Source organism: Flavobacterium sp. CYK-55 (assembly GCF_018413465.1).
Lineage (GTDB): Bacteria > Bacteroidota > Bacteroidia > Flavobacteriales > Flavobacteriaceae > Flavobacterium.
The window spans coordinates 265651-284117 of the sequence record NZ_JAHCDK010000001.1 but is presented as its reverse complement, the minus strand read 5'-3'; the positions used below and the strand labels follow the sequence as shown (position 1 = coordinate 284117).

At 38.5% G+C, this 18467-nt stretch carries 13 protein-coding genes and 1 tRNA gene; 10 read left to right on the top strand and 4 right to left on the bottom strand.

The window, feature by feature from the left end; genetic code table 11:
* Positions 1-147 precede the first annotated feature (147 nt).
* Both KIH23_RS01265 and KIH23_RS01260 read left to right on the top strand, forming a co-directional pair.
* Entirely contained in the window at positions 148-1380 is a 1233-nt protein-coding gene (locus KIH23_RS01265; protein ID WP_213210838.1) for a metallophosphoesterase, read from the top strand.
* A gap of 72 nt (positions 1381-1452) precedes the next feature.
* A complete protein-coding gene (locus KIH23_RS01260) occupies positions 1453-1749 on the top strand; it encodes a thioredoxin family protein (RefSeq protein ID WP_213210837.1) in 297 nt (98 codons plus the stop codon).
* Here KIH23_RS01260 and KIH23_RS01255 read toward each other — a convergent pair.
* The gene (locus KIH23_RS01255; protein ID WP_317197014.1) at positions 1746-2393 is read right to left on the bottom strand and encodes a polysaccharide deacetylase family protein; all 648 of its coding nucleotides are present in this window, start codon (positions 2391-2393) and stop codon (positions 1746-1748) included. The genes KIH23_RS01260 and KIH23_RS01255 overlap by 4 nt on opposite strands.
* Positions 2394-2411: 18 nt before the next feature.
* The gene (locus KIH23_RS01250) at positions 2412-5624 is read right to left on the bottom strand and encodes a DUF2723 domain-containing protein (protein ID WP_213210836.1); all 3213 of its coding nucleotides are present in this window, start codon (positions 5622-5624) and stop codon (positions 2412-2414) included.
* A gap of 217 nt (positions 5625-5841) precedes the next feature.
* Here KIH23_RS01250 and KIH23_RS01245 point away from each other — a divergent pair.
* A tRNA-Gln gene (locus KIH23_RS01245) sits at positions 5842-5912 on the top strand.
* Between the two features lie 50 nt (positions 5913-5962).
* Here the strand turns inward: KIH23_RS01245 and KIH23_RS01240 are convergent.
* Entirely contained in the window at positions 5963-6787 is an 825-nt protein-coding gene (locus KIH23_RS01240) for a universal stress protein (RefSeq protein WP_213210835.1), read from the bottom strand.
* A gap of 176 nt (positions 6788-6963) precedes the next feature.
* Here KIH23_RS01240 and rimP point away from each other — a divergent pair, with 176 nt between their 5' ends.
* Genes rimP through infB form a run of 3 tightly spaced genes read left to right on the top strand, consistent with a single transcriptional unit; the run spans position 6964 to position 11426 of the window.
* Positions 6964-7428: a ribosome assembly cofactor RimP gene (gene rimP / locus KIH23_RS01235; protein ID WP_213210834.1), complete on the top strand. Its 465-nt coding sequence runs from the start codon at positions 6964-6966 to the stop codon at positions 7426-7428.
* A gap of 12 nt (positions 7429-7440) precedes the next feature.
* Entirely contained in the window at positions 7441-8685 is a 1245-nt protein-coding gene (gene nusA / locus KIH23_RS01230) for a transcription termination factor NusA (protein ID WP_213210833.1), read from the top strand.
* 53 nt (positions 8686-8738) lie between these two features.
* Complete coding sequence (infB, locus tag KIH23_RS01225) at positions 8739-11426, top strand: translation initiation factor IF-2 (RefSeq protein WP_213210832.1); 2688 nt, start codon at positions 8739-8741, stop codon at positions 11424-11426.
* 41 nt (positions 11427-11467) lie between these two features.
* Here the strand turns inward: infB and KIH23_RS01220 are convergent, their stop codons facing one another.
* Complete coding sequence (locus KIH23_RS01220; RefSeq protein WP_213210831.1) at positions 11468-11857, bottom strand: SPOR domain-containing protein; 390 nt, start codon at positions 11855-11857, stop codon at positions 11468-11470.
* Positions 11858-12076: 219 nt separating this feature from the next.
* On the opposite strand from KIH23_RS01220, the gene KIH23_RS01215 reads away from it, so the two are divergent.
* Genes KIH23_RS01215 through KIH23_RS01200 form a run of 4 tightly spaced genes read left to right on the top strand, consistent with a single transcriptional unit; the run spans position 12077 to position 18466 of the window.
* Positions 12077-13411, top strand: a complete 1335-nt coding sequence (locus KIH23_RS01215; RefSeq protein WP_213210830.1) for a c-type cytochrome — start codon at positions 12077-12079, stop codon at positions 13409-13411.
* 32 nt (positions 13412-13443) lie between these two features.
* A complete protein-coding gene (locus KIH23_RS01210; RefSeq protein ID WP_213210829.1) occupies positions 13444-16503 on the top strand; it encodes a TAT-variant-translocated molybdopterin oxidoreductase in 3060 nt (1019 codons plus the stop codon).
* 36 nt (positions 16504-16539) lie between these two features.
* A complete protein-coding gene (gene nrfD / locus KIH23_RS01205; protein ID WP_213210828.1) occupies positions 16540-17946 on the top strand; it encodes an NrfD/PsrC family molybdoenzyme membrane anchor subunit in 1407 nt (468 codons plus the stop codon).
* Positions 17939-18466: a DUF3341 domain-containing protein gene (locus KIH23_RS01200; RefSeq protein ID WP_213210827.1), complete on the top strand. Its 528-nt coding sequence runs from the start codon at positions 17939-17941 to the stop codon at positions 18464-18466. Before nrfD ends, KIH23_RS01200 begins: the two co-directional genes overlap by 8 nt.
* The last annotated feature ends 1 nt before the right edge of the window (position 18467 follow it).

The following is an 18467-nucleotide window of genomic DNA, read 5'->3' as shown; positions in this document are numbered from 1 at the left end:
ATGATGTCGGCCAAATAGGATTGTTTGATTGGGAAGAAGAGGGTAAGCAATTGCCCTCTTTTTTATTGTTTTCAACTTACGTTAAAATTGATATAATGCTCGGGTTTTGCGTTTGATTAATTTGTTATTTTACGCAAATTTTTTTCAATGCTTTTTCGCTTTTTATTTATTTCGTTCATCTTTCTTCTGGTTGAAGTTTATGCCTTTCAAGCCTTGAGAACTCTGCTCAAAAATACTTGGGCTTTGAGAATTTATCTCGGGTTGAGTGTTTTAATTTTGGCTTTTATTCTATATTCTTTTAGCCAATTTGACCGTTCAGTTGGACAAACACGCTATACTCTGTTTACTTTGGGTTTGATGTTACTGGTTTATTTACCTAAAATAGTAGTAACACTTGTTATGCTTGGCGAAGATGTTTTTAGACTTTTATCTGGTTCAGTTCAATATTTTGTCAAAAGTTCAACAACAGGTTTTTTGCCAGAACGGCGCAAGTTCATCAGTCAAATAGGATTAGGGTTGGCAGCGGTTCCGTTTTTGTCACTTATTTACGGAATGACCGTTGGCAAATACAATTATAAAGTCATTAAGCAACGTATTTTTTTCCCGGATTTACCCGATGCTTTTGACGGATTTACCATTACCCAAATATCAGATGTACACAGCGGAAGTTTTGACAATCCTGAAAAAATTAACTACGCCATTGATTTAATCAACGAGCAAGAAGCCGATATGATATTGTTTACCGGTGATATTGTCAATACGCATGCTAAAGAAATGCATCCGTGGATTGAGTCTTTCAACCGCATCAAAGATTTTAAGTTTGGCAAGTTTTCAGTTTTAGGAAACCATGATTACGGAGAGTACGTTACTTGGTCTTCACCACAAGACAAAGAGAAAAATTTTGAAGATATTAAAAATCTTTATAGTGAAATTGGGTTTGAGTTGCTTTTAAATGAAAACAGATTTATTGCAAAAGACGGGCAACGCATTGCTCTGGTTGGTGTTGAGAATTGGGGTCGCAATTTTAAACAAGCCGGTGATTTAAATAAAGCAACAAAGAATCTTTCTGAAACAGATTTTAAGATTCTCATGAGTCACGACCCAAGCCACTGGGAATATGAGGTTAAAAAGCATCCGAAGAACATTCATTTAACACTTTCAGGCCACACTCATGGTTTGCAATTTGGTATTGAAATACCCGGTTTTTTGAAATGGAGTCCCGTGCAATATATTTATAAGCAATGGGCCGGTTTATACGAAGAATTCGGACGATATATATATGTCAATCGCGGCTTTGGGTTTCACGCTTATCCGGGTCGGGTAGGTATTATGCCTGAAATAACGGTTATTCAACTAAAAAAAGGCGAAAAATTAGCATAATTCGTATAAAACGCTACATTTGTAACGCAATAGCTCAATTGACAGCCGATTATAAATTAAATTTTAGCTTTCATGTCAAAGTTTGGAGAACTTATCAACGCCCAAGTTCCGGTTTTAATTGATTTCTACACTGAATGGAGTGAGTCTTCAGTATCAATGCATCCTGTGATTCGTGATGTTGCTGCAGCATTAGGAGATAAGGCTAAAGTCATCAAGATTGATGTTGACAAAAATCAAGAATTGGCCGATGCACTTCGCATCAAAGGCTTGCCAACACTGATGATTTATAAAGAAGGCCAGATGATTTGGAGACAATCCGGAGAGTTAGACGCCAACACAATTATTGGTTTGGTACAAGAACAGATTTAGTCTATTCCGGCACATTCATACCCATTTTCTTTCAAATAGCGCAAAGTTTGCGGTAAAGCATGTTCTAGATTTTTGAACGCTTTTACACTGTCGTGAAATACGACGATGCTTCCGGGCTGGATATTTTTAATAACGTTTTCAAGGCACGTCTCTGGGTTGATAGATGGGTCAAAATCAGCACTCAAAACATCCCACATAATCATTTTATATCCTGACTGCATGAGATTTTGGGCCTGTCGAGATTTTATTTTTCCATACGGCGGACGAAATAGTTTGTTTTGACTTTCTGCAATGGTTTCCCACAGTAAAGCATCATCAATATACTTTTGAGAACCGGTTTTCCATCCGTTGAGGTGGTGGTAAGTATGATTGCCTATTTGATGCCCACGCGCATTAACCTCATGATAGATTTCTGGAAATTTCCGAATGTTGTCGCCTATGCAAAAAAAGGTAGCTTTTGCCTGATATGTATCGAGTTGATCTAAAACCCAAGGTGTTATTTTAGGCGTTGGGCCGTCATCAAAAGTTAAATAGACAATTTTATCAGAGGTTGGAATATCCCAAATATATTTTCTGAACAACCATTTGACTAATTGCGATGTTTTAATCCAATACCATTTCATCTGAAAAAGAAAGGCGCCCATGAAGACGCCTTTTTATGATTACATGTTGTCGCGTTGGAAGCGAGCAAACATTTGATTATACGAATTAAATGTCGATTTCTGTTGGTTGAAAAATTCAGTATCGCCACGGTCGCGCATCACTTCAATAAGCGTTCTGTATCGCTCAATATCAGTGATAATGTCAATCATTAAATCGTTTTGTTCCGAAGCCTTCAACCCTTTGTAAAACTTAAGGTTTTGTTGGTATTTTATAATCAAATCCATAAGCAGTTGACGTGCTTTTTGTTTTTGACCTACTTCGTAATATCCTCCTGCAAATGGGTCTACCAACGAATAATAACCATAATGTTGAAGGGGCATTTTTTCCATGGCCAAATCAATGATTTTTGCTGCTTGATCTCTGCGCCCTTGGTTGATGAGTTGTTCCATCAGGCGCGCCATATTGGCTCTGTAAGAAATGCTGTTTTTGCGTGTTTCTGGGTCGTGATAAATAGTTTTGAGTTCTCCGTTGCCCCAATCCCAATTCATCACGAGGTTGTACATTTTTTGACTGTCAATTTGACCCATGTCTAGTGGGCTTCCGTCTTTAGGGATTGGAGTATGAATAGGAACTAGTTTATAGACCATTCCGTCGAGTTGCAAATAGTCTTTCATCCACAGATAATCATCGTCACCAAAACTTCCGCCGGTAAAGTAAATCGGGCGTTTCCAATTGTTGTTGGCCAAAACATCAAGCATCATCAAACGGTTTTTATACAAAGCAGGGCCTTTGATTTCTATATCAATATAAGGAACAATAGAATCATATTGTGCCGGATTGACCACTTTGTTGGCAATGATGTTGTTTTTGTCAATCGGAATACGAACTTTATTGGTTGGATAAAAATGGATTTTTTGTCCGTTATCCATTTCAATAAGTGTTCGCGAATCATCGCTCGCAATGAAATGTAGTAAATCTTTGAGATTCCAGCGCGCTTCGGTTTTGGCATTATGCACCGCATAATCAAGTTTGTCACCTACATATTGATCATGTGTAAATGAAATTGGTAAACCATCCGATTTGTAGGTTTTCATTTTCATCTGATCAATATACCAATCGGTCATGAACAAGCTCGTATTGACAATTTTAATATCTGTTCTGATACCTTCTATTTCTTGAGCATACCAGAGCGGGAACGTATCATTGTCACCAATAGTGAATAAAATCGCATTGGGCTCGCAAGAGTTTAGATAGTTTTTGGCCATGGCAATTGCGGTATATTTGTTTGAACGATCGTGATCGTCCCAGTTTTGCGAAGCCATTAAAATAGGAGCGACCAATAAGCTCAGTCCAATACAAATCGGGCCAGCTAATTTAGGTTGTAGATATTTTCTTGCAGACTCATAAAGTGCATATACACCAAATCCAACCCAAATAGCAAACACAAAGAACGAACCAACGAGCGCATAATCGCGTTCACGGGGTTCAAAAGGTCTTTCATTGAGGTATATTTTAAGTGCAATTCCGGTAAAAAGAAACAAGGCCATTAATACATAAAAACTCTTGAGATCTTTCTTGGCATGGAAAAGCAAACCTGCCAACCCTAATATGAAAGGTAAGAAATAATATAAGTTTCTGCCTTTGTTGTTTAATTGATCGTCCGGAAGATTGGCTTGTGAGCCCAAATGCATTTGGTCAATTGGGGTAATACCGCTGAGCCAGTTTCCGTCAAGTTGGTCGTATTTTCCTTGATTGTCGTTTTGTCTTCCCACAAAGTTCCACATCAAATAACGCCAATACATATAACCAAATTGGTATTCAAACATAAAGCTCAAATTGTCTACAGTTGAAGGTTTTTCAATTTCAAGATATTCACCATAGCTTTTCAAAAAAGTGATATAACCTTCGGTGTCAATTTGTTTGTCGGCATAAGCTTTTCTGAATTCTGCAATGACATCAACCAATTCTTTTTCTTCTGAATATTCAGATTTAATTTTAAATTCAGGTTCACGGGTAAAGTTGATGTAGTTCTCAATGTGTTCAGTACTCCACAAACGAGGCAAGATTGCTTTTTGACGGTCATCACTGTTTTGCTCTGCGTTTTTGTAATTGTTTGTAATAACGTATTTGCCCGTTTTGTAATCGCGCTCGTAGTTAGGCGCCTTGTCTAAATAAGGTGTTTCTTCATCTAATCCTGCAAAGGTATCGGTGTATTGTGGCCCATAAAACAAAGGGTTTACTCCATATTGCTCGCGGTTATAATAAGCCAAAACTTCGGCAGCATCTGAAGGCTTATTCTCGTTGATAACTGTATTGGCATTGGCGCGAATAGGCAACATCATCCACGTCGAGAAACCGATGAGAATAAAAAGAATACACAGAATAATGGTGTTATAAAAAATGAATCCTTTTTGTCTGGTGTAACGCAGGCCAAAATAAAAAAAAGCTATAAACAGCAAAGCGACAAAAATGGTTCCTGAGTTAAAAGGCAAACCTAAATTGTTAACCATATAGATTTCGGTTTTTCCGAAAAACGCCATGGTAAGGGGTAAAAGTAATTTAAATATAAACAACAAAATCGCAACAACTACAACATTGGCCATGATGAAATTTTTCATCGTAATGGTTTTGTAATGCTTGAAGTAATACAAAAAACCAATCGATGGAATGGCCAATAATGCCATAAAGTGAACGCCAAAGGACAGTCCGATAATCAAACTAATCACCAAAATCCACTTGTTTCCGCGTGGTGTAAACATGTCCTGTTCCCAGCGCAAGGCTAACCAGAGTAGTAATGCAATAAGCAACATGGCCATGGCATAAACTTCGGCTTCTACAGCATTAAACCAAAAACTGTCAGAAAAAGTAAAGGCTAAAGCACCTACAAATGAACTTCCTAGTATTACGATGGCATTGTTTTGAGTGATTTCTTCAGGTTCTGTTCCTGCGGTGATTATTTTTTTTAGAATCATCGTTGACGACCAAAACATAAACAAAATGGTGAACGCACTCGAGAATACGGACAGCATATTAACCATTAATGCAACATGCTGTGCATCTGTGGCAAACATGGCAAAAAAAGCGCCCATCATCTGAAAAAGGGGTGCGCCTGGCGGATGGCCTACTTCAAGTTTAGCTGCGGTTGCAATGTATTCGCCACAATCCCAAAAGCTCATAGTAGGCTCTACGGTCAAAGAATAAGTAATTAAGGCGATGGTAAAAGCGACCCAACCTGTGATGGTATTCCACTTGTTGAAATTGAATGTCGTCATATAATTGTTTGTAGTTTTTTAAAGCGATACAAAGAAACTATTTTTTTGTGTATGCCCGTTTTGATTCATAAAAAAATCTAGAGCTGTTTATCAACGTTTTATATGGGTAAGTATTGTTGACGAAAATTAATTCAAGAAAAAATCGAGAAAATTTTTATAAAATGTTGCTTAAAATAAATTTTGTTTTAAATTTGCACTCGCTTTACAGCAATGGTAATGGTCCATGGTGTAATGGTAACACTACGGTTTTTGGTGCCGTCTTTCTAGGTTCGAGTCCTAGTGGACCAACAAAAAAGCCTCCTAAATCAGGAGGCTTTTTTTTATACAATAACTTTAGATTAAATCTTGAAAGTAATCACTGGTCGAACAGCGTGGTTAACCAAGTCTTCGCTAATGCTTCCGTTAAAGAAGTGTGCAAAACCGGTTCTTCCGTGTGTACACATGCCAATCAAATCTGCATTTACTTTGTTGGCGAAATTTAAAATACCTTTCTCAACATTCGTGTCGTTGTATATGTCCATGCTGTAGTTGGTATAGTTGAACTCGGACATAAATTCACTCATGGTTTTTTCGGCCATATGTGTTGGTTTGAAGCTGTTTGGCGTGTTTACCATAACCAAATTCAGTTTTGAATTGAAAACTTTTGCAAAGTCAAGCAAGAGTTTGAAAGGTTTTTTGATTTCATTTGAAAAATCAGAAGCAAAAACAAAATTTGATGCTTTGAAATCATCTACTTGATTTTTGATAACCAATACCGGAACATCTGAAAAACGAACTACTTTTTCTGTGTTTGATCCGATAAACATCTCTTCAAAACCGCTTGTGCCGTGTGATCCCATAACCACTAAATCAACTTCGTTCTTTTTGATAATCTTCATTATTCCGTCAAAAGCTTTCTCGAACTGAACAGCTTCAGAGACGTTTAATCCGTCTAAAAAGTCTGAATCCATAAGCTCTTCAAGGTTTTCTAACGCCTTGTTTTTATAAAGCATGATTTCAGGAATTTGGTGTCCACTACCAATCGCGTCTCCGGCTTGGTGAGGAAGTTCTAGCATATGAAGTAAAATAATTTCACTGTTATTTTCTCTTGCAATTTGTGCGGCAACTTTCAATGCGTATTCGGCGTGTTCTGAAAAATCCGTTGGGACAAGTATTTTTTTCATAGTAAAAAATGTAAGAATTTATAGATATTTTTTTTGTTTTTCTACGTCATAAAGGTAATATAAATTTTTTACAACCTCAATGATTTTTGCATTATAAAATAAATTATATTTGCACCGTTATTTATAGGATGTTAAATAATGAGGGAAGCAATGCTTCCCTCTTTTCATAAAAAAATATGACATTCAAAGAAAAAGTTCGACAATTGCTAGATGAGGCACTCCAAGAAAGGCCGTCATTGTTTTTGATTGATTTTGCCATTTCTGAAGCGGGTAAAATTAACATTGAGATTGACGGTGACAAAGGCGTGACTTTGCAGGACTGTATAGATGTAAGCCGGGCTATTGAGCACAACTTAGACCGTGAAGAGCAAGATTTTGCGCTTGAAGTCGCTTCGGTTGGAGTCGGTTCACCATTAAAGTTGGTTCGTCAATACATCAAGAACATAGGTCGGACTTTGATTGTTAGTACTGAAAATCAAACTATTGAGGCTGAGCTTGTAGCAGCTAATGATAATTTTATAACTTTATCATGGCAAGCCAGAGAGCCAAAAAAAATCGGAAAAGGAAAAGAAACCGTTCAAAAAACAATTGAAATTTCTTATTCAGAAATTAAAAAAGCTATTGTTACAATAATATTTTAATCAAAAGATGGCATGGAAAATTTAGCATTAATCGAGTCGTTTTCAGAGTTTAAAGATGACAAGCTGATCGATCGCGTAACGCTTATGGCAATTTTAGAAGATGTGTTCAGAAACGCATTGAAGAAAAAATTCGGTTCTGATGAGAACTTTGACATCATTATCAATCCTGATAAAGGAGATATGGAAATTTGGCGCAGACGAGTTATCGTTGCAGATGAGGATCTCGATTTAGAAAATGAAGAAATCACCTTGACTGAAGCTAGAAAAATTGAGCCGGATTTTGAAATTGGTGAAGAAGTTTCAGAAGAAGTTAAACTCATTGATTTAGGACGTCGCGCTATTTTGGCATTGCGCCAGAATTTGATTTCCAAAATTCATGAGCATGACAACACCAATTTGTATAAACAATTTAAAGATTTGATCGGAGAAATTTACACAGCTGAAGTTCACCACGTTCGTCCTAGAGTTGTAATTTTGGTTGATGATGAAGGAAATGAAATCGTATTGCCGAAAGAAAAACAAATTCCTTCTGACTTTTTCAGAAAAGGTGATAATGTACGAGGAATTATCGAAAACGTTGAGCTTAAAGGTAATAAGCCACAGATTATCATGTCTAGAACTTCAGAAAAATTCCTCGAAAAATTATTTGAACAAGAAATTCCAGAAGTATTTGACGGCTTAATCATGATTAAAAAAGTTGTCCGTATTCCTGGAGATAAAGCCAAAGTTGCTGTTGATTCATACGATGACAGAATTGATCCGGTAGGTGCTTGTGTAGGTATGAAGGGTTCACGTATTCACGGAATTGTTCGCGAATTAGGCAACGAGAACATTGATGTTATCAACTATACAAATAACACACAATTATATATATCACGTGCGCTTAGTCCGGCTAAAGTGTCTTCAATTAAGATTTTTGAAGAAGACAAAAGAGCTGAAGTTTTCTTGAAATTAGAAGAGGTTTCAAAAGCTATTGGCCGTGGTGGTCACAACATCAAATTGGCTGGATTGCTTACAGGATATGAGTTGGATGTTATTCGTGAAGGAAGTGCTATTGATGAAGAAGACGATGTTGAATTAGCAGAGTTTTCTGATGAAATTGACGGATGGGTGATTGATGAGTTTGCTAAAATCGGTTTGGATACTGCTCGAAGTATTATTAATCAAGATGTTGATGATTTAGTTAGAAGAACTGATTTAGAAGAGGAAACCATTCTCGATGTTATTCGCATTCTCAAAGAAGAGTTGAATTCTTAAAAGGATATAACACAAAGCAACAACACAACGCAAGCTACAAATAAAAAGATTTTATGTCTGAAGAAAGAGTAATAAGAATTAATAAGGTTTTGAGGGAATTTAATATCTCCCTAGACAGAGCTGTAGAGCATCTCAAAGAGAGGGGTATTACTATTGATGCCAATCCGAATGCAAAAATCTCTGATCTAGAATACGGAATTCTACAAAGCCAGTTTGCCGGTGATAAAGGCAACAAAGAAGCATCCAAAGAAGTAGGCGAAGAAAAACGCAAAGAAAAAGAAGCGCTTCGATTAGAGCGTGAAAAAGAGATTGAAGATAAGCGCAAACAAGACGAAGAACGTCAGCGTAATGAGGTCATCAAAGCTCGAGCGGTTGTTTCTGGACTAAAACAAGTGGGTGTTATTGATTTAGAAGGTGCTCGTTCTACTTCAGACAAGATTGAAGCGCCAACCCCTGAAGAACCTGCTCCTGTAAAACCTCAAGTTGAAGAAAAAGTGCAGCCGGTAGCTGATGAAACTCCGGCAATAGACGACACAATTACAACCCAATATCAAAAACTTTCAGGAGCTACTTTGACAGGACAAACTATCGATTTATCTCAGTTTGAGCGTGCCAAAAAGAAGAAAGAAGATCCAAAGCAATCGGCCAATAGCGCAAATCAAAATCAAAAAAATAAGCGTAAGCGTATACCTTCGAAACCCAATGAGGTAAAACCGGGTCAAAATCAATCAGGCCCAAGGCCAGGAGGAAATGTTCCGGGAGGTAATAATAAAGCGGCTGGTAAACCGGGCTTCAACAAAGGTAATAACCGTCCGGTTGTTGCTAAAGTTGAACCAAGTGAAGAAGAAGTAAAAAATCAAATTCGCGAAACACTCGAGAAGCTACAAGGCAAGTCAGGCAAGTCTAAAGCGGCTAAATATCGTCGGGACAAACGCGATTCGCATCGTCAAAAAACGGAAGAAGAGCAAAGAGCTTTTGAAGAAGGAAGCAAAATCCTCAAGGTTACCGAGTTTGTAACTGTGGGAGAGATTGCAACCATGATGGATGTGCCAATTACCAAAGTAATCGGAACGTGTATGTCTTTGGGAATCATGGTTACGATGAACCAGAGATTGGATGCTGAAACGCTAAGTATTGTTGCAGATGAATTTGGTTTTGAAGTTGAGTTCATAACAACAGATATTGAAGAAAATATACAAATTCAAGAAGACAGCCCAGAGGATTTGTTGACGCGTGCACCAATAGTTACAGTTATGGGGCATGTTGACCACGGTAAAACGTCTTTGCTTGATTATATTCGTAAAGAGAATGTAATTGCTGGCGAGTCTGGAGGTATTACACAACACATCGGTGCTTATGGAGTTACTCTTGAAAACGGACAAAAAATAGCGTTTTTAGACACCCCAGGTCACGAGGCTTTTACGGCCATGCGTGCGCGCGGTGCTCAAGTTACAGATATTGCTATTATTGTGATTGCTGCAGACGATGACATCATGCCGCAAACCAAAGAGGCTATTAGTCACGCACAAGCTGCCGGTGTGCCTATTATATTTGCAATTAACAAGATTGATAAGCCCAATGCTAATCCAGACAAAATTAAAGAGCGCTTAGCAGGAATGAACCTTTTGGTTGAAGATTGGGGTGGAAAAATTCAGTCGCATGACATATCAGCCAAAGCAGGAACAGGTGTCAAAGAGCTGCTTGAAAAAGTATTGTTAGAAGCTGAAATCCTTGATTTAAAAGCTAATCCGGACCGTTTGTCACAAGGAACTGTTGTTGAGGCTCAGTTGGATAAAGGGAAAGGTTATGTAGCAACAATTTTGGTTCAAAACGGGACGTTGCGCATTGGTGATTATATGTTGGCTGGTAAGAATCACGGTAAGATTCGCGCTATGTTTGATGAGCGTGGACATACCGTAAAAGAAGCCGGACCTTCAACGCCAGTTTCAGTTCTTGGTTTAGACGGTGCACCAACAGCTGGTGATAAGTTTAACATTTACGAAGATGAACGTGAAGCGAAGCAAATTGCGGCTAAACGTACACAATTGCAACGTGAGCAATCAGTTCGTACACAGCGACATATTACTTTGGCCGAAATTGGACGTCGTATTGCATTGGGTCAATTTAAAGAACTCAATATCATCATCAAAGGAGATGTGGATGGTTCAGTAGAAGCGCTTACAGACTCGTTCTCTAAACTTTCTACAGACGAAATTCAAATCAATATTATCCACAAAGGAGTTGGAGCTATTACTGAAAGTGATGTAATGCTCGCCTCGGCATCTGATGCGATTATTATTGGTTTTAATGTTCGTCCGGCAGGTAGCGCAAAAGTATTAGCTGAGAAAGAAGAAATTGATATCAGAAATTACTCAATTATCTATGACGCGATTGATGATTTAAAAGATGCAATGGAGGGTATGTTGTCTCCTGAAATGAAAGAAGAAATCACAGGTACTGCTGAGATTCGCGAGGTGTTCAAAATTTCGAAAGTGGGTTCTATTGCCGGATGTATGATTACAGATGGTAAAATATTCCGATCTTCAAAAATCAGATTAATTCGTGATGGAGTAGTAATTCATACAGGTGATATTACGGCGCTTAAACGCTTTAAGGATGACGTAAAAGAAGTCAGTAAAGGGTACGATTGCGGTATTCAACTTAAAAACTACAATGACATCGAAATCAACGATATCATTGAAGCCTTTCAGGAAGTTGCGGTCAAAAAGAAACTTAAATAGTCATAAAAAAAGCCCTGTTTTCAGGGCTTTTTTTATGACTATTATTTGTTTGGTCTTATCAAAAGTGCGTTTGGAAATTTCTTTTTAAGCAAATTTAAATTTCGTTCGGCTTCAATTCTTGTTTTGAAGTTTCCTATCCAAACTTTGTATACAGGTGTATTGAAAACAATCGTTCCATCATAGACTTTAAACTCTTTCCTAAAATCACTTAGAGTTTTTTTAGCAGGCTCACTTTCACCACTGTAAATTTGAATTTTGTAACGATCAGTAATGGTAAGTGAGCTATTTATTTTCCTTTTTTCAGATAAGAGTTGTTCGAATTTCGGATCTTGACTTAAGGTAACATTTGACTCTTGTGCACATATTTTTTTTGAGGTAAATGCTAAAAAAAAGACAGCCAAAATGACCCGTTTTGTTGTTTTAATTTTCATAAAGTAGTGATTTTTATACAAATGTAATACTTCTTGAATTACCCAAAACAAGAATATCTATTTAGAATTGATATAAATTGAGTTTTAAGAGTATTTTAAGGTTTTGTGGATAACTCATAAATCGTATTTTTGTGGCAGTTTTGAAGTAAAGTGCTCATTGAAGCCTGATTTTACGCCAAAACTCGAATTTCAAATTATAGTAGATAATCATAACTAAATATGAAAAAAGTGGGTAACCATAATTCGTTTTCTAAAAAATTTATCTTCGGTTTAGCGCTTCTGCTAACATTCTCCTTAACCTCAATTGCGCAAAATCCCGCTCCTGCTCCTGCGGACGCTGCGGCAGCCGCTGCTCCTGCTGCTTCAGGAAGTGGTGATGTGGCAAAAGGAAAAGAATTGTTTAATACAAATTGTGCTGCTTGTCACAAGTTAGATGCAAAAGCAACGGGGCCTGCTCTGCGCGGAGTTTCTGCTAAGCACGACAAAGATTGGTTTTACAAATGGATCCGAAACAGTTCTGATTTAATCAAATCAGGCGATGCTGCTGCTGTTAAGTTGTTCGAAGAAAACAACAAAGCTGTGATGACGGCTTTTCCGCAATTGTCCAATGAAGACATAGACAATATTCTAGCCTATACTTCTGAGCCAAAACCAGAACCGGCTAAAGCTGGTCCGGCAAGTGCTCCTCCTGGAACTGAAACTGCGTCAGGTGGAATCTCTAATGATGTAATTCTTGGAGCTCTTTCTCTTGTCATGATGATGTTGGTGGTTATGCTTATGTTGGTTACTCGTGTGCTCAACAAAATTGCAAAAGCTAACGGAATCGAAGTTGAACCAAGTGAGCCAACCACTCCAATTTGGGTGGCTTTTGCTAGAAACCAATTTTTGGTTTTTGCTAGTTCAGTCTTGTTGATTTTAGCGAGTGGTTACTATGCTTATGCTTTCTTCATGCAGGTTGGTGTTGATCAGGATTATGAACCTGTTCAGCCAATTCATTACTCGCACAGAATACATGCCGGTAGTAATGGAATCAATTGTAAATACTGCCACTCTGCGGCACGTGTAAGTAAAAATGCCGGAATTCCATCTTTGAATATTTGTATGAACTGTCACAAAAATATTTCTGAGGTTTCTGATACAACAGCTACGGCAGAGCACTCAAAAGCTTTTTACGACAATGAAATCAAAAAGCTATATGCTGCGGTTGGTTGGGATCAATCTACTCAAAAATATACAGGTAAAACACAACCGGTAAAATGGGTTCGTATTCACAATCTTCCAGATTTTGCTTATTTCAATCACTCACAGCACGTTACAGTGGCTGGTGTTGAATGTCAGACCTGTCATGGCCCGGTACAAACATATGAAGTAATGAAACAATTTGCTCCGCTCACTATGGGTTGGTGTATTGATTGTCACAGAAAAACCGATGTGAAAATGGAGGGTAATGAATATTACACCAAAATTCACGAAGAACTTTCTAAAAAATACGGTGTTGATAAGCTAACAGCTGCTCAAATGGGTGGTTTGGAATGCGGTAAATGCCACTACTAATCAGAATTTATTAAGAAGCTAACAAATTATATATGTCATCTAACAAAAAATACTGGAAAAGTGTTGAAGAGCTGAACGAAAACAGCTCAATTGTTGAGACACTCAGAAATAACGAGTTTGTAGAAGAAATTCCAACAAATGAATTTTTGAGCGATGAAGAAACTCTTTCAACTTCATCAACCACACGTCGTGATTTCTTAAAGTATGTCGGGTTCAGTACAGCTGCCGCAACTTTGGCTGCTTGTGAAGGTCCGGTTCATAAATCGATTCCATACGTAGTTCAGCCTGAGCAAATCATTCCGGGTGTTGCAGATTATTACGCAACGACCATGTTTGATGGTTTTGATTTTGCTCATTTGTTGGTCAAAACACGTGAAGGTCGCCCAATTAAAATTGATAATAATACTTTGCCAGGTGCTAAGTTTGCTGCCAATGCTAGAGTTCATGCCTCGATATTGTCTTTGTATGATAGTATGCGTTTGAAGCAACCTAAAGTTGCGGGCAAAAATGCTTCATGGTCAGAGGTTGATGCCAAAATCAAGTCATCTTTAGCTGAAGCTAAATCTACAGGTAAGCAAGTAGTTTTATTGACGGGAACTTTAGCGAGTCCAACCACTGAAAAACTAGTTGCTGATTTCTTAGCCAAAAACCCAACAGCCAAACATGTCATTTATGATGCGGTTTCATCATCTGAATCTTTAGATGCTTTTGAAATGGCCTACGGAGAACGCGCTTTGGTTGATTATGATTTCTCAAAAGCTTCTTTAATTGTATCTGTAGGAGCTGATTTCCTTGGAGATTGGCAAGGTGGCGGATATGATGCCGGATATGCACAAGGTAGAATTCCCAAAAACGGAAAAATGTCTCGTCATTTCCAATTAGAATCAAATATGACTTTAACGGGTGCTGCTGCTGATAAGCGTTTGCCGATGTCGGTTGCTGATCAAAAGCAAGCCTTAGTTAAAATTTATAATATCATTACCAATTCATCTGTTTCAACCGGAAAAGTTGAAAACGAAGCCGAAGTAGTAAAAGCTGCGCAACAGTTAAAAGCTGCGGGCTCAAAAGGTGTTTTGGTTTGTGGTATTGAAGATAAAAACGCTCAATTGTTGGTATTTGCGATCAATCGTGCCCTGGTAAGTGAGGCTTTTACAACTGCCGGAACGCGTCAAATTAGAAAAGGATCAAATGCTAAAGTTGCTCAGTTCGTTTCTGATTTAAAAGCAGGTAATGTTCATACACTTATCATGAGTGGAGTGAATCCGGTGTATACCATGCCGGCTTCCGCTGACTTTGCTGCGGCCATGAAAAAAGCAAAAACCACAGTGGCTTTCTCTTTGAGAGAAGATGAAACTGCTTCTGTGGCTACGATTGCTGCTGCAGCTCCGCATTTCCTTGAATCATGGAATGACGTAACAATTGTTAGAGGTTCTTACGCACTTACACAACCAACGATTCGACCTTTATTTGATACCAAACAATTCCAAGAAGTGCTTATGTCACTCAATGGAATTTCAGGTTCATACTATGACTACTTAAAAGCCAATGCATCAGGAATAATCGCGGGTGCTACTTGGAATAAGGTATTGCATGACGGAATTTACCTCGGTGCTTCATCTGCAGCTGCGGGTGGTGCTGTTGATTTTGCGGGTGCAGCCAATGTATTAGCTCAATCTAAAAAAGCTACTGGTTTTGAACTTTTGTTGTATGCCAAAACAGGTATGGGTGATGGACAACAAGCCAACAATCCTTGGTTGCAAGAGTTTCCAGATCCAATCACTCGTGTGTCTTGGGACAATTATGTAACGGTTGCTCCAGCTGATGCTCAAAAACTCGGTTTAGAAAACAGAATCGTTGCCAACGGAGGGCTTAACGGAAGCTATGTAACTTTAAAAGTTAATGGTAAAACCCTTGAAAATGTTCCGGTGATTGTTCAGCCAGGACAAGCTGTAGGTACTATGTCTTTATCGGTTGGTTATGGTAAAACCGCTTCGTTAAAAGAAGAAATGCAAGTAGGTGTTAACGCTTATGCGCTGTATAATAATTTCAATAACGTTCAATCGGCCAGCATTGAAAAAGCAGGTGGCGAGCATGAGTTTGCTTGTGTTCAATCGCAAAAAACCTTGATGGGTCGTGGTGACATCGTTAAAGAAACCACTTTAGAAATATTCAACAAAGAAGAATCTGAAGTTTGGAATCCAATTCCAATGGTTTCTTTAGACCACCAAGAAGTGGCAGCAACAACTGTTGATCTTTGGGCATCATTTGATCGTTCAACGGGTCACCACTTCAACTTAGCCATTGACTTAAATGCTTGTACCGGTTGTGGTGCTTGTGTAATTGCTTGTCATGCTGAGAACAATGTTCCGGTAGTTGGTAAAGCTGAGGTGAGAAGAAGCCGTGATATGCATTGGTTGCGTATTGACCGTTATTATTCATCTGAAGCTACTTTTGCTGGTGACAATGAAAAGAAAGAAAATTTCAACGGTTTATTCGGAGATAAAGGTTCGCTCGACGGATTTGGTCAAATGGAGAACCCAGCTGATAATCCGCAAGTAGCTTTCCAACCGGTGATGTGTCAACACTGTAACCACGCTCCATGCGAAACAGTTTGTCCGGTAGCGGCTACTTCACACGGACGTCAAGGTCAAAACCACATGGCTTATAACCGTTGTGTAGGAACTAGATATTGTGCGAACAACTGTCCGTATAAAGTACGTCGTTTCAACTGGTTCTTGTACAACAACAACAGCGAGTTTGATTTCCACATGAATGACGATATGGGTAGAATGGTACTCAACCCAGATGTCAATGTTCGTTCACGCGGAGTTATGGAGAAATGTTCTATGTGTATCCAAATGACACAAGCAACTATTCTCAATGCTAAACGCGAAGGAAGACCGGTGAAAGCTGACGAATTCCAAACCGCTTGTTCTGCAGCTTGTTCTTCAGGCGCTATGAAGTTTGGAGATGTCAACAACCAAGAAAGTGAAATCGCAACTTTAGCTCAAGATGAGCGTATGTATCACTTGTTGGAGCATGTCGGAACCAAACCGAATGTATTCTATCAAGTTAAAGTTAGAAATATCTAATTCAATTAATAATCAAGAAAAATAAGATAGTAAGATATGTCGTCTCATCACTACGAAGCAAGTATTAGAAAACCATTGGTTATGGGTGATAAAACTTATCACGATGTAACCGTAGATGTAGCTGCTCCTGTTGAAGGACCTGCCAACAAGCAATGGTGGACCGTATTTTCAATTGCATTAGCTGCTTTCCTTTGGGGATTGGGCTGTATTGTTTATACCATTTCAACCGGTATTGGAACTTGGGGTTTGAATAAAACCGTTGGCTGGGCCTGGGATATTACCAACTTTGTATGGTGGGTAGGTATCGGTCACGCAGGAACTTTGATTTCAGCTGTATTGTTGTTGTTCCGTCAACGTTGGAGAATGGCCATCAACCGTTCTGCAGAGGCAATGACCATTTTCTCTGTAATCCAAGCAGGTTTGTTCCCAATCATCCACATGGGTCGTCCATGGTTGGCTTATTGGGTAGTTCCAATCCCGAATCAATTTGGTTCATTGTGGGTGAATTTTAACTCACCGCTTCTTTGGGATGTGTTTGCGATTTCGACCTATCTTTCAGTTTCACTTGTTTTCTGGTGGACTGGACTTTTGCCTGACTTTGCGATGATTCGCGATCGAGCAGTAAACCCTTTCCAAAAGAGAATTTATTCAATATTAAGCTTCGGATGGAGCGGTCGTGCTAAAGATTGGCAGCGCTTTGAAGAAGTATCATTGGTTTTGGCCGGTTTGGCTACACCACTTGTACTTTCGGTACACACCATTGTATCAATGGACTTTGCTACTTCGGTTATTCCGGGATGGCATACTACGATCTTCCCGCCATACTTCGTTGCGGGTGCGGTATTCTCAGGATTCGCGATGGTAAACACCCTTTTGATTGTGATGCGTAAAGTTTGTCAACTAGAAGCATATATTACAATCCAACACATTGAATTGATGAACATCATCATCATGATTACAGGTTCAATTGTTGGGGTTGCCTACATTACTGAGTTATTCATTGCTTGGTATTCTGGAGTTGAGTATGAGCAATATGCGTTCTTAAACAGAGCAACCGGACCATATGCTTGGGCTTACTGGTCAATGATGACTTGTAACGTATTCTCTCCACAGTTCATGTGGTTCAAAAAATTGAGAACCAGTATCATGTTCTCATTCATCATCTCTATTGTTGTAAACATCGGAATGTGGTTCGAACGTTTTGTAATTATTGTTACTTCGTTACACCGCGATTACCTTCCGTCTTCATGGACCATGTTCTCACCAACATTTGTCGACATTGGAATCTTCATCGGTACTATTGGTTTCTTCTTCGTTTTATTCTTGTTGTACTCACGCAGCTTCCCTGTAATTGCACAAGCAGAGGTTAAAACTATTTTGAAATCTACAGGAGAAAATTATATCAAAGAAAGAGAAGCACACAAACATTCACATCATGAGTAATAAAGTTATTTACGCCATTTATAATGACGATGACACTTTGATGGATGCTGTCAAAAAAACGCGTGCAGCACACCACCATATTGAAGAAGTTTATACGCCTTTTCCGGTTCACGGATTAGATAAGGCTATGGGACTTGCCCCAACCAGAATTGCTATTTGTGCATTTATCTATGGTTTGGTTGGTTTGTCTTTTGGAACTTTCTTAATGAATTATGTCATGATTTTAGATTGGCCACAAGATATCGGAGGTAAACCAAGTTTTAGCTACATACAAAACATGCCTGCTTTTGTGCCGGTTATGTTTGAAGAAACAGTATTCTTCGCTGCGCACTTAATGGTTATTACTTTTTATTTGAGAAGTAAATTATGGCCGTTCAAAAAAGCTGAAAACCCAGATGTTCGTACAACTGATGACCACTTCTTGATGGAAGTAGCTATTCACGACAACGAAAATGAATTAGTGTCTTTCTTTCAAGGGACAGGTGCCGTTGAAGTAAAAGTAATTGAAAAGCATGATTAGT

What these genes read in the sequence shown, in the direction of transcription:
- KIH23_RS01265 (WP_213210838.1), top strand. Translation starts at nt 148, where the DNA reads ATGCTTTTTCGCTTTTTATTTATTTCGTTCATCTTTCTTCTGGTTGAA.
- KIH23_RS01260 (WP_213210837.1), top strand. Translation starts at nt 1,453, where the DNA reads ATGTCAAAGTTTGGAGAACTTATCAACGCCCAAGTTCCGGTTTTAATT.
- KIH23_RS01255 (WP_317197014.1), bottom strand. Translation starts at nt 2,393, where the DNA reads ATGGGCGCCTTTCTTTTTCAGATGAAATGGTATTGGATTAAAACATCG.
- KIH23_RS01250 (WP_213210836.1), bottom strand. Translation starts at nt 5,624, where the DNA reads ATGACGACATTCAATTTCAACAAGTGGAATACCATCACAGGTTGGGTC.
- KIH23_RS01240 (WP_213210835.1), bottom strand. Translation starts at nt 6,787, where the DNA reads ATGAAAAAAATACTTGTCCCAACGGATTTTTCAGAACACGCCGAATAC.
- rimP (WP_213210834.1), top strand. Translation starts at nt 6,964, where the DNA reads ATGACATTCAAAGAAAAAGTTCGACAATTGCTAGATGAGGCACTCCAA.
- nusA (WP_213210833.1), top strand. Translation starts at nt 7,441, where the DNA reads ATGGAAAATTTAGCATTAATCGAGTCGTTTTCAGAGTTTAAAGATGAC.
- infB (WP_213210832.1), top strand. Translation starts at nt 8,739, where the DNA reads ATGTCTGAAGAAAGAGTAATAAGAATTAATAAGGTTTTGAGGGAATTT.
- KIH23_RS01220 (WP_213210831.1), bottom strand. Translation starts at nt 11,857, where the DNA reads ATGAAAATTAAAACAACAAAACGGGTCATTTTGGCTGTCTTTTTTTTA.
- KIH23_RS01215 (WP_213210830.1), top strand. Translation starts at nt 12,077, where the DNA reads ATGAAAAAAGTGGGTAACCATAATTCGTTTTCTAAAAAATTTATCTTC.
- KIH23_RS01210 (WP_213210829.1), top strand. Translation starts at nt 13,444, where the DNA reads ATGTCATCTAACAAAAAATACTGGAAAAGTGTTGAAGAGCTGAACGAA.
- nrfD (WP_213210828.1), top strand. Translation starts at nt 16,540, where the DNA reads ATGTCGTCTCATCACTACGAAGCAAGTATTAGAAAACCATTGGTTATG.
- KIH23_RS01200 (WP_213210827.1), top strand. Translation starts at nt 17,939, where the DNA reads ATGAGTAATAAAGTTATTTACGCCATTTATAATGACGATGACACTTTG.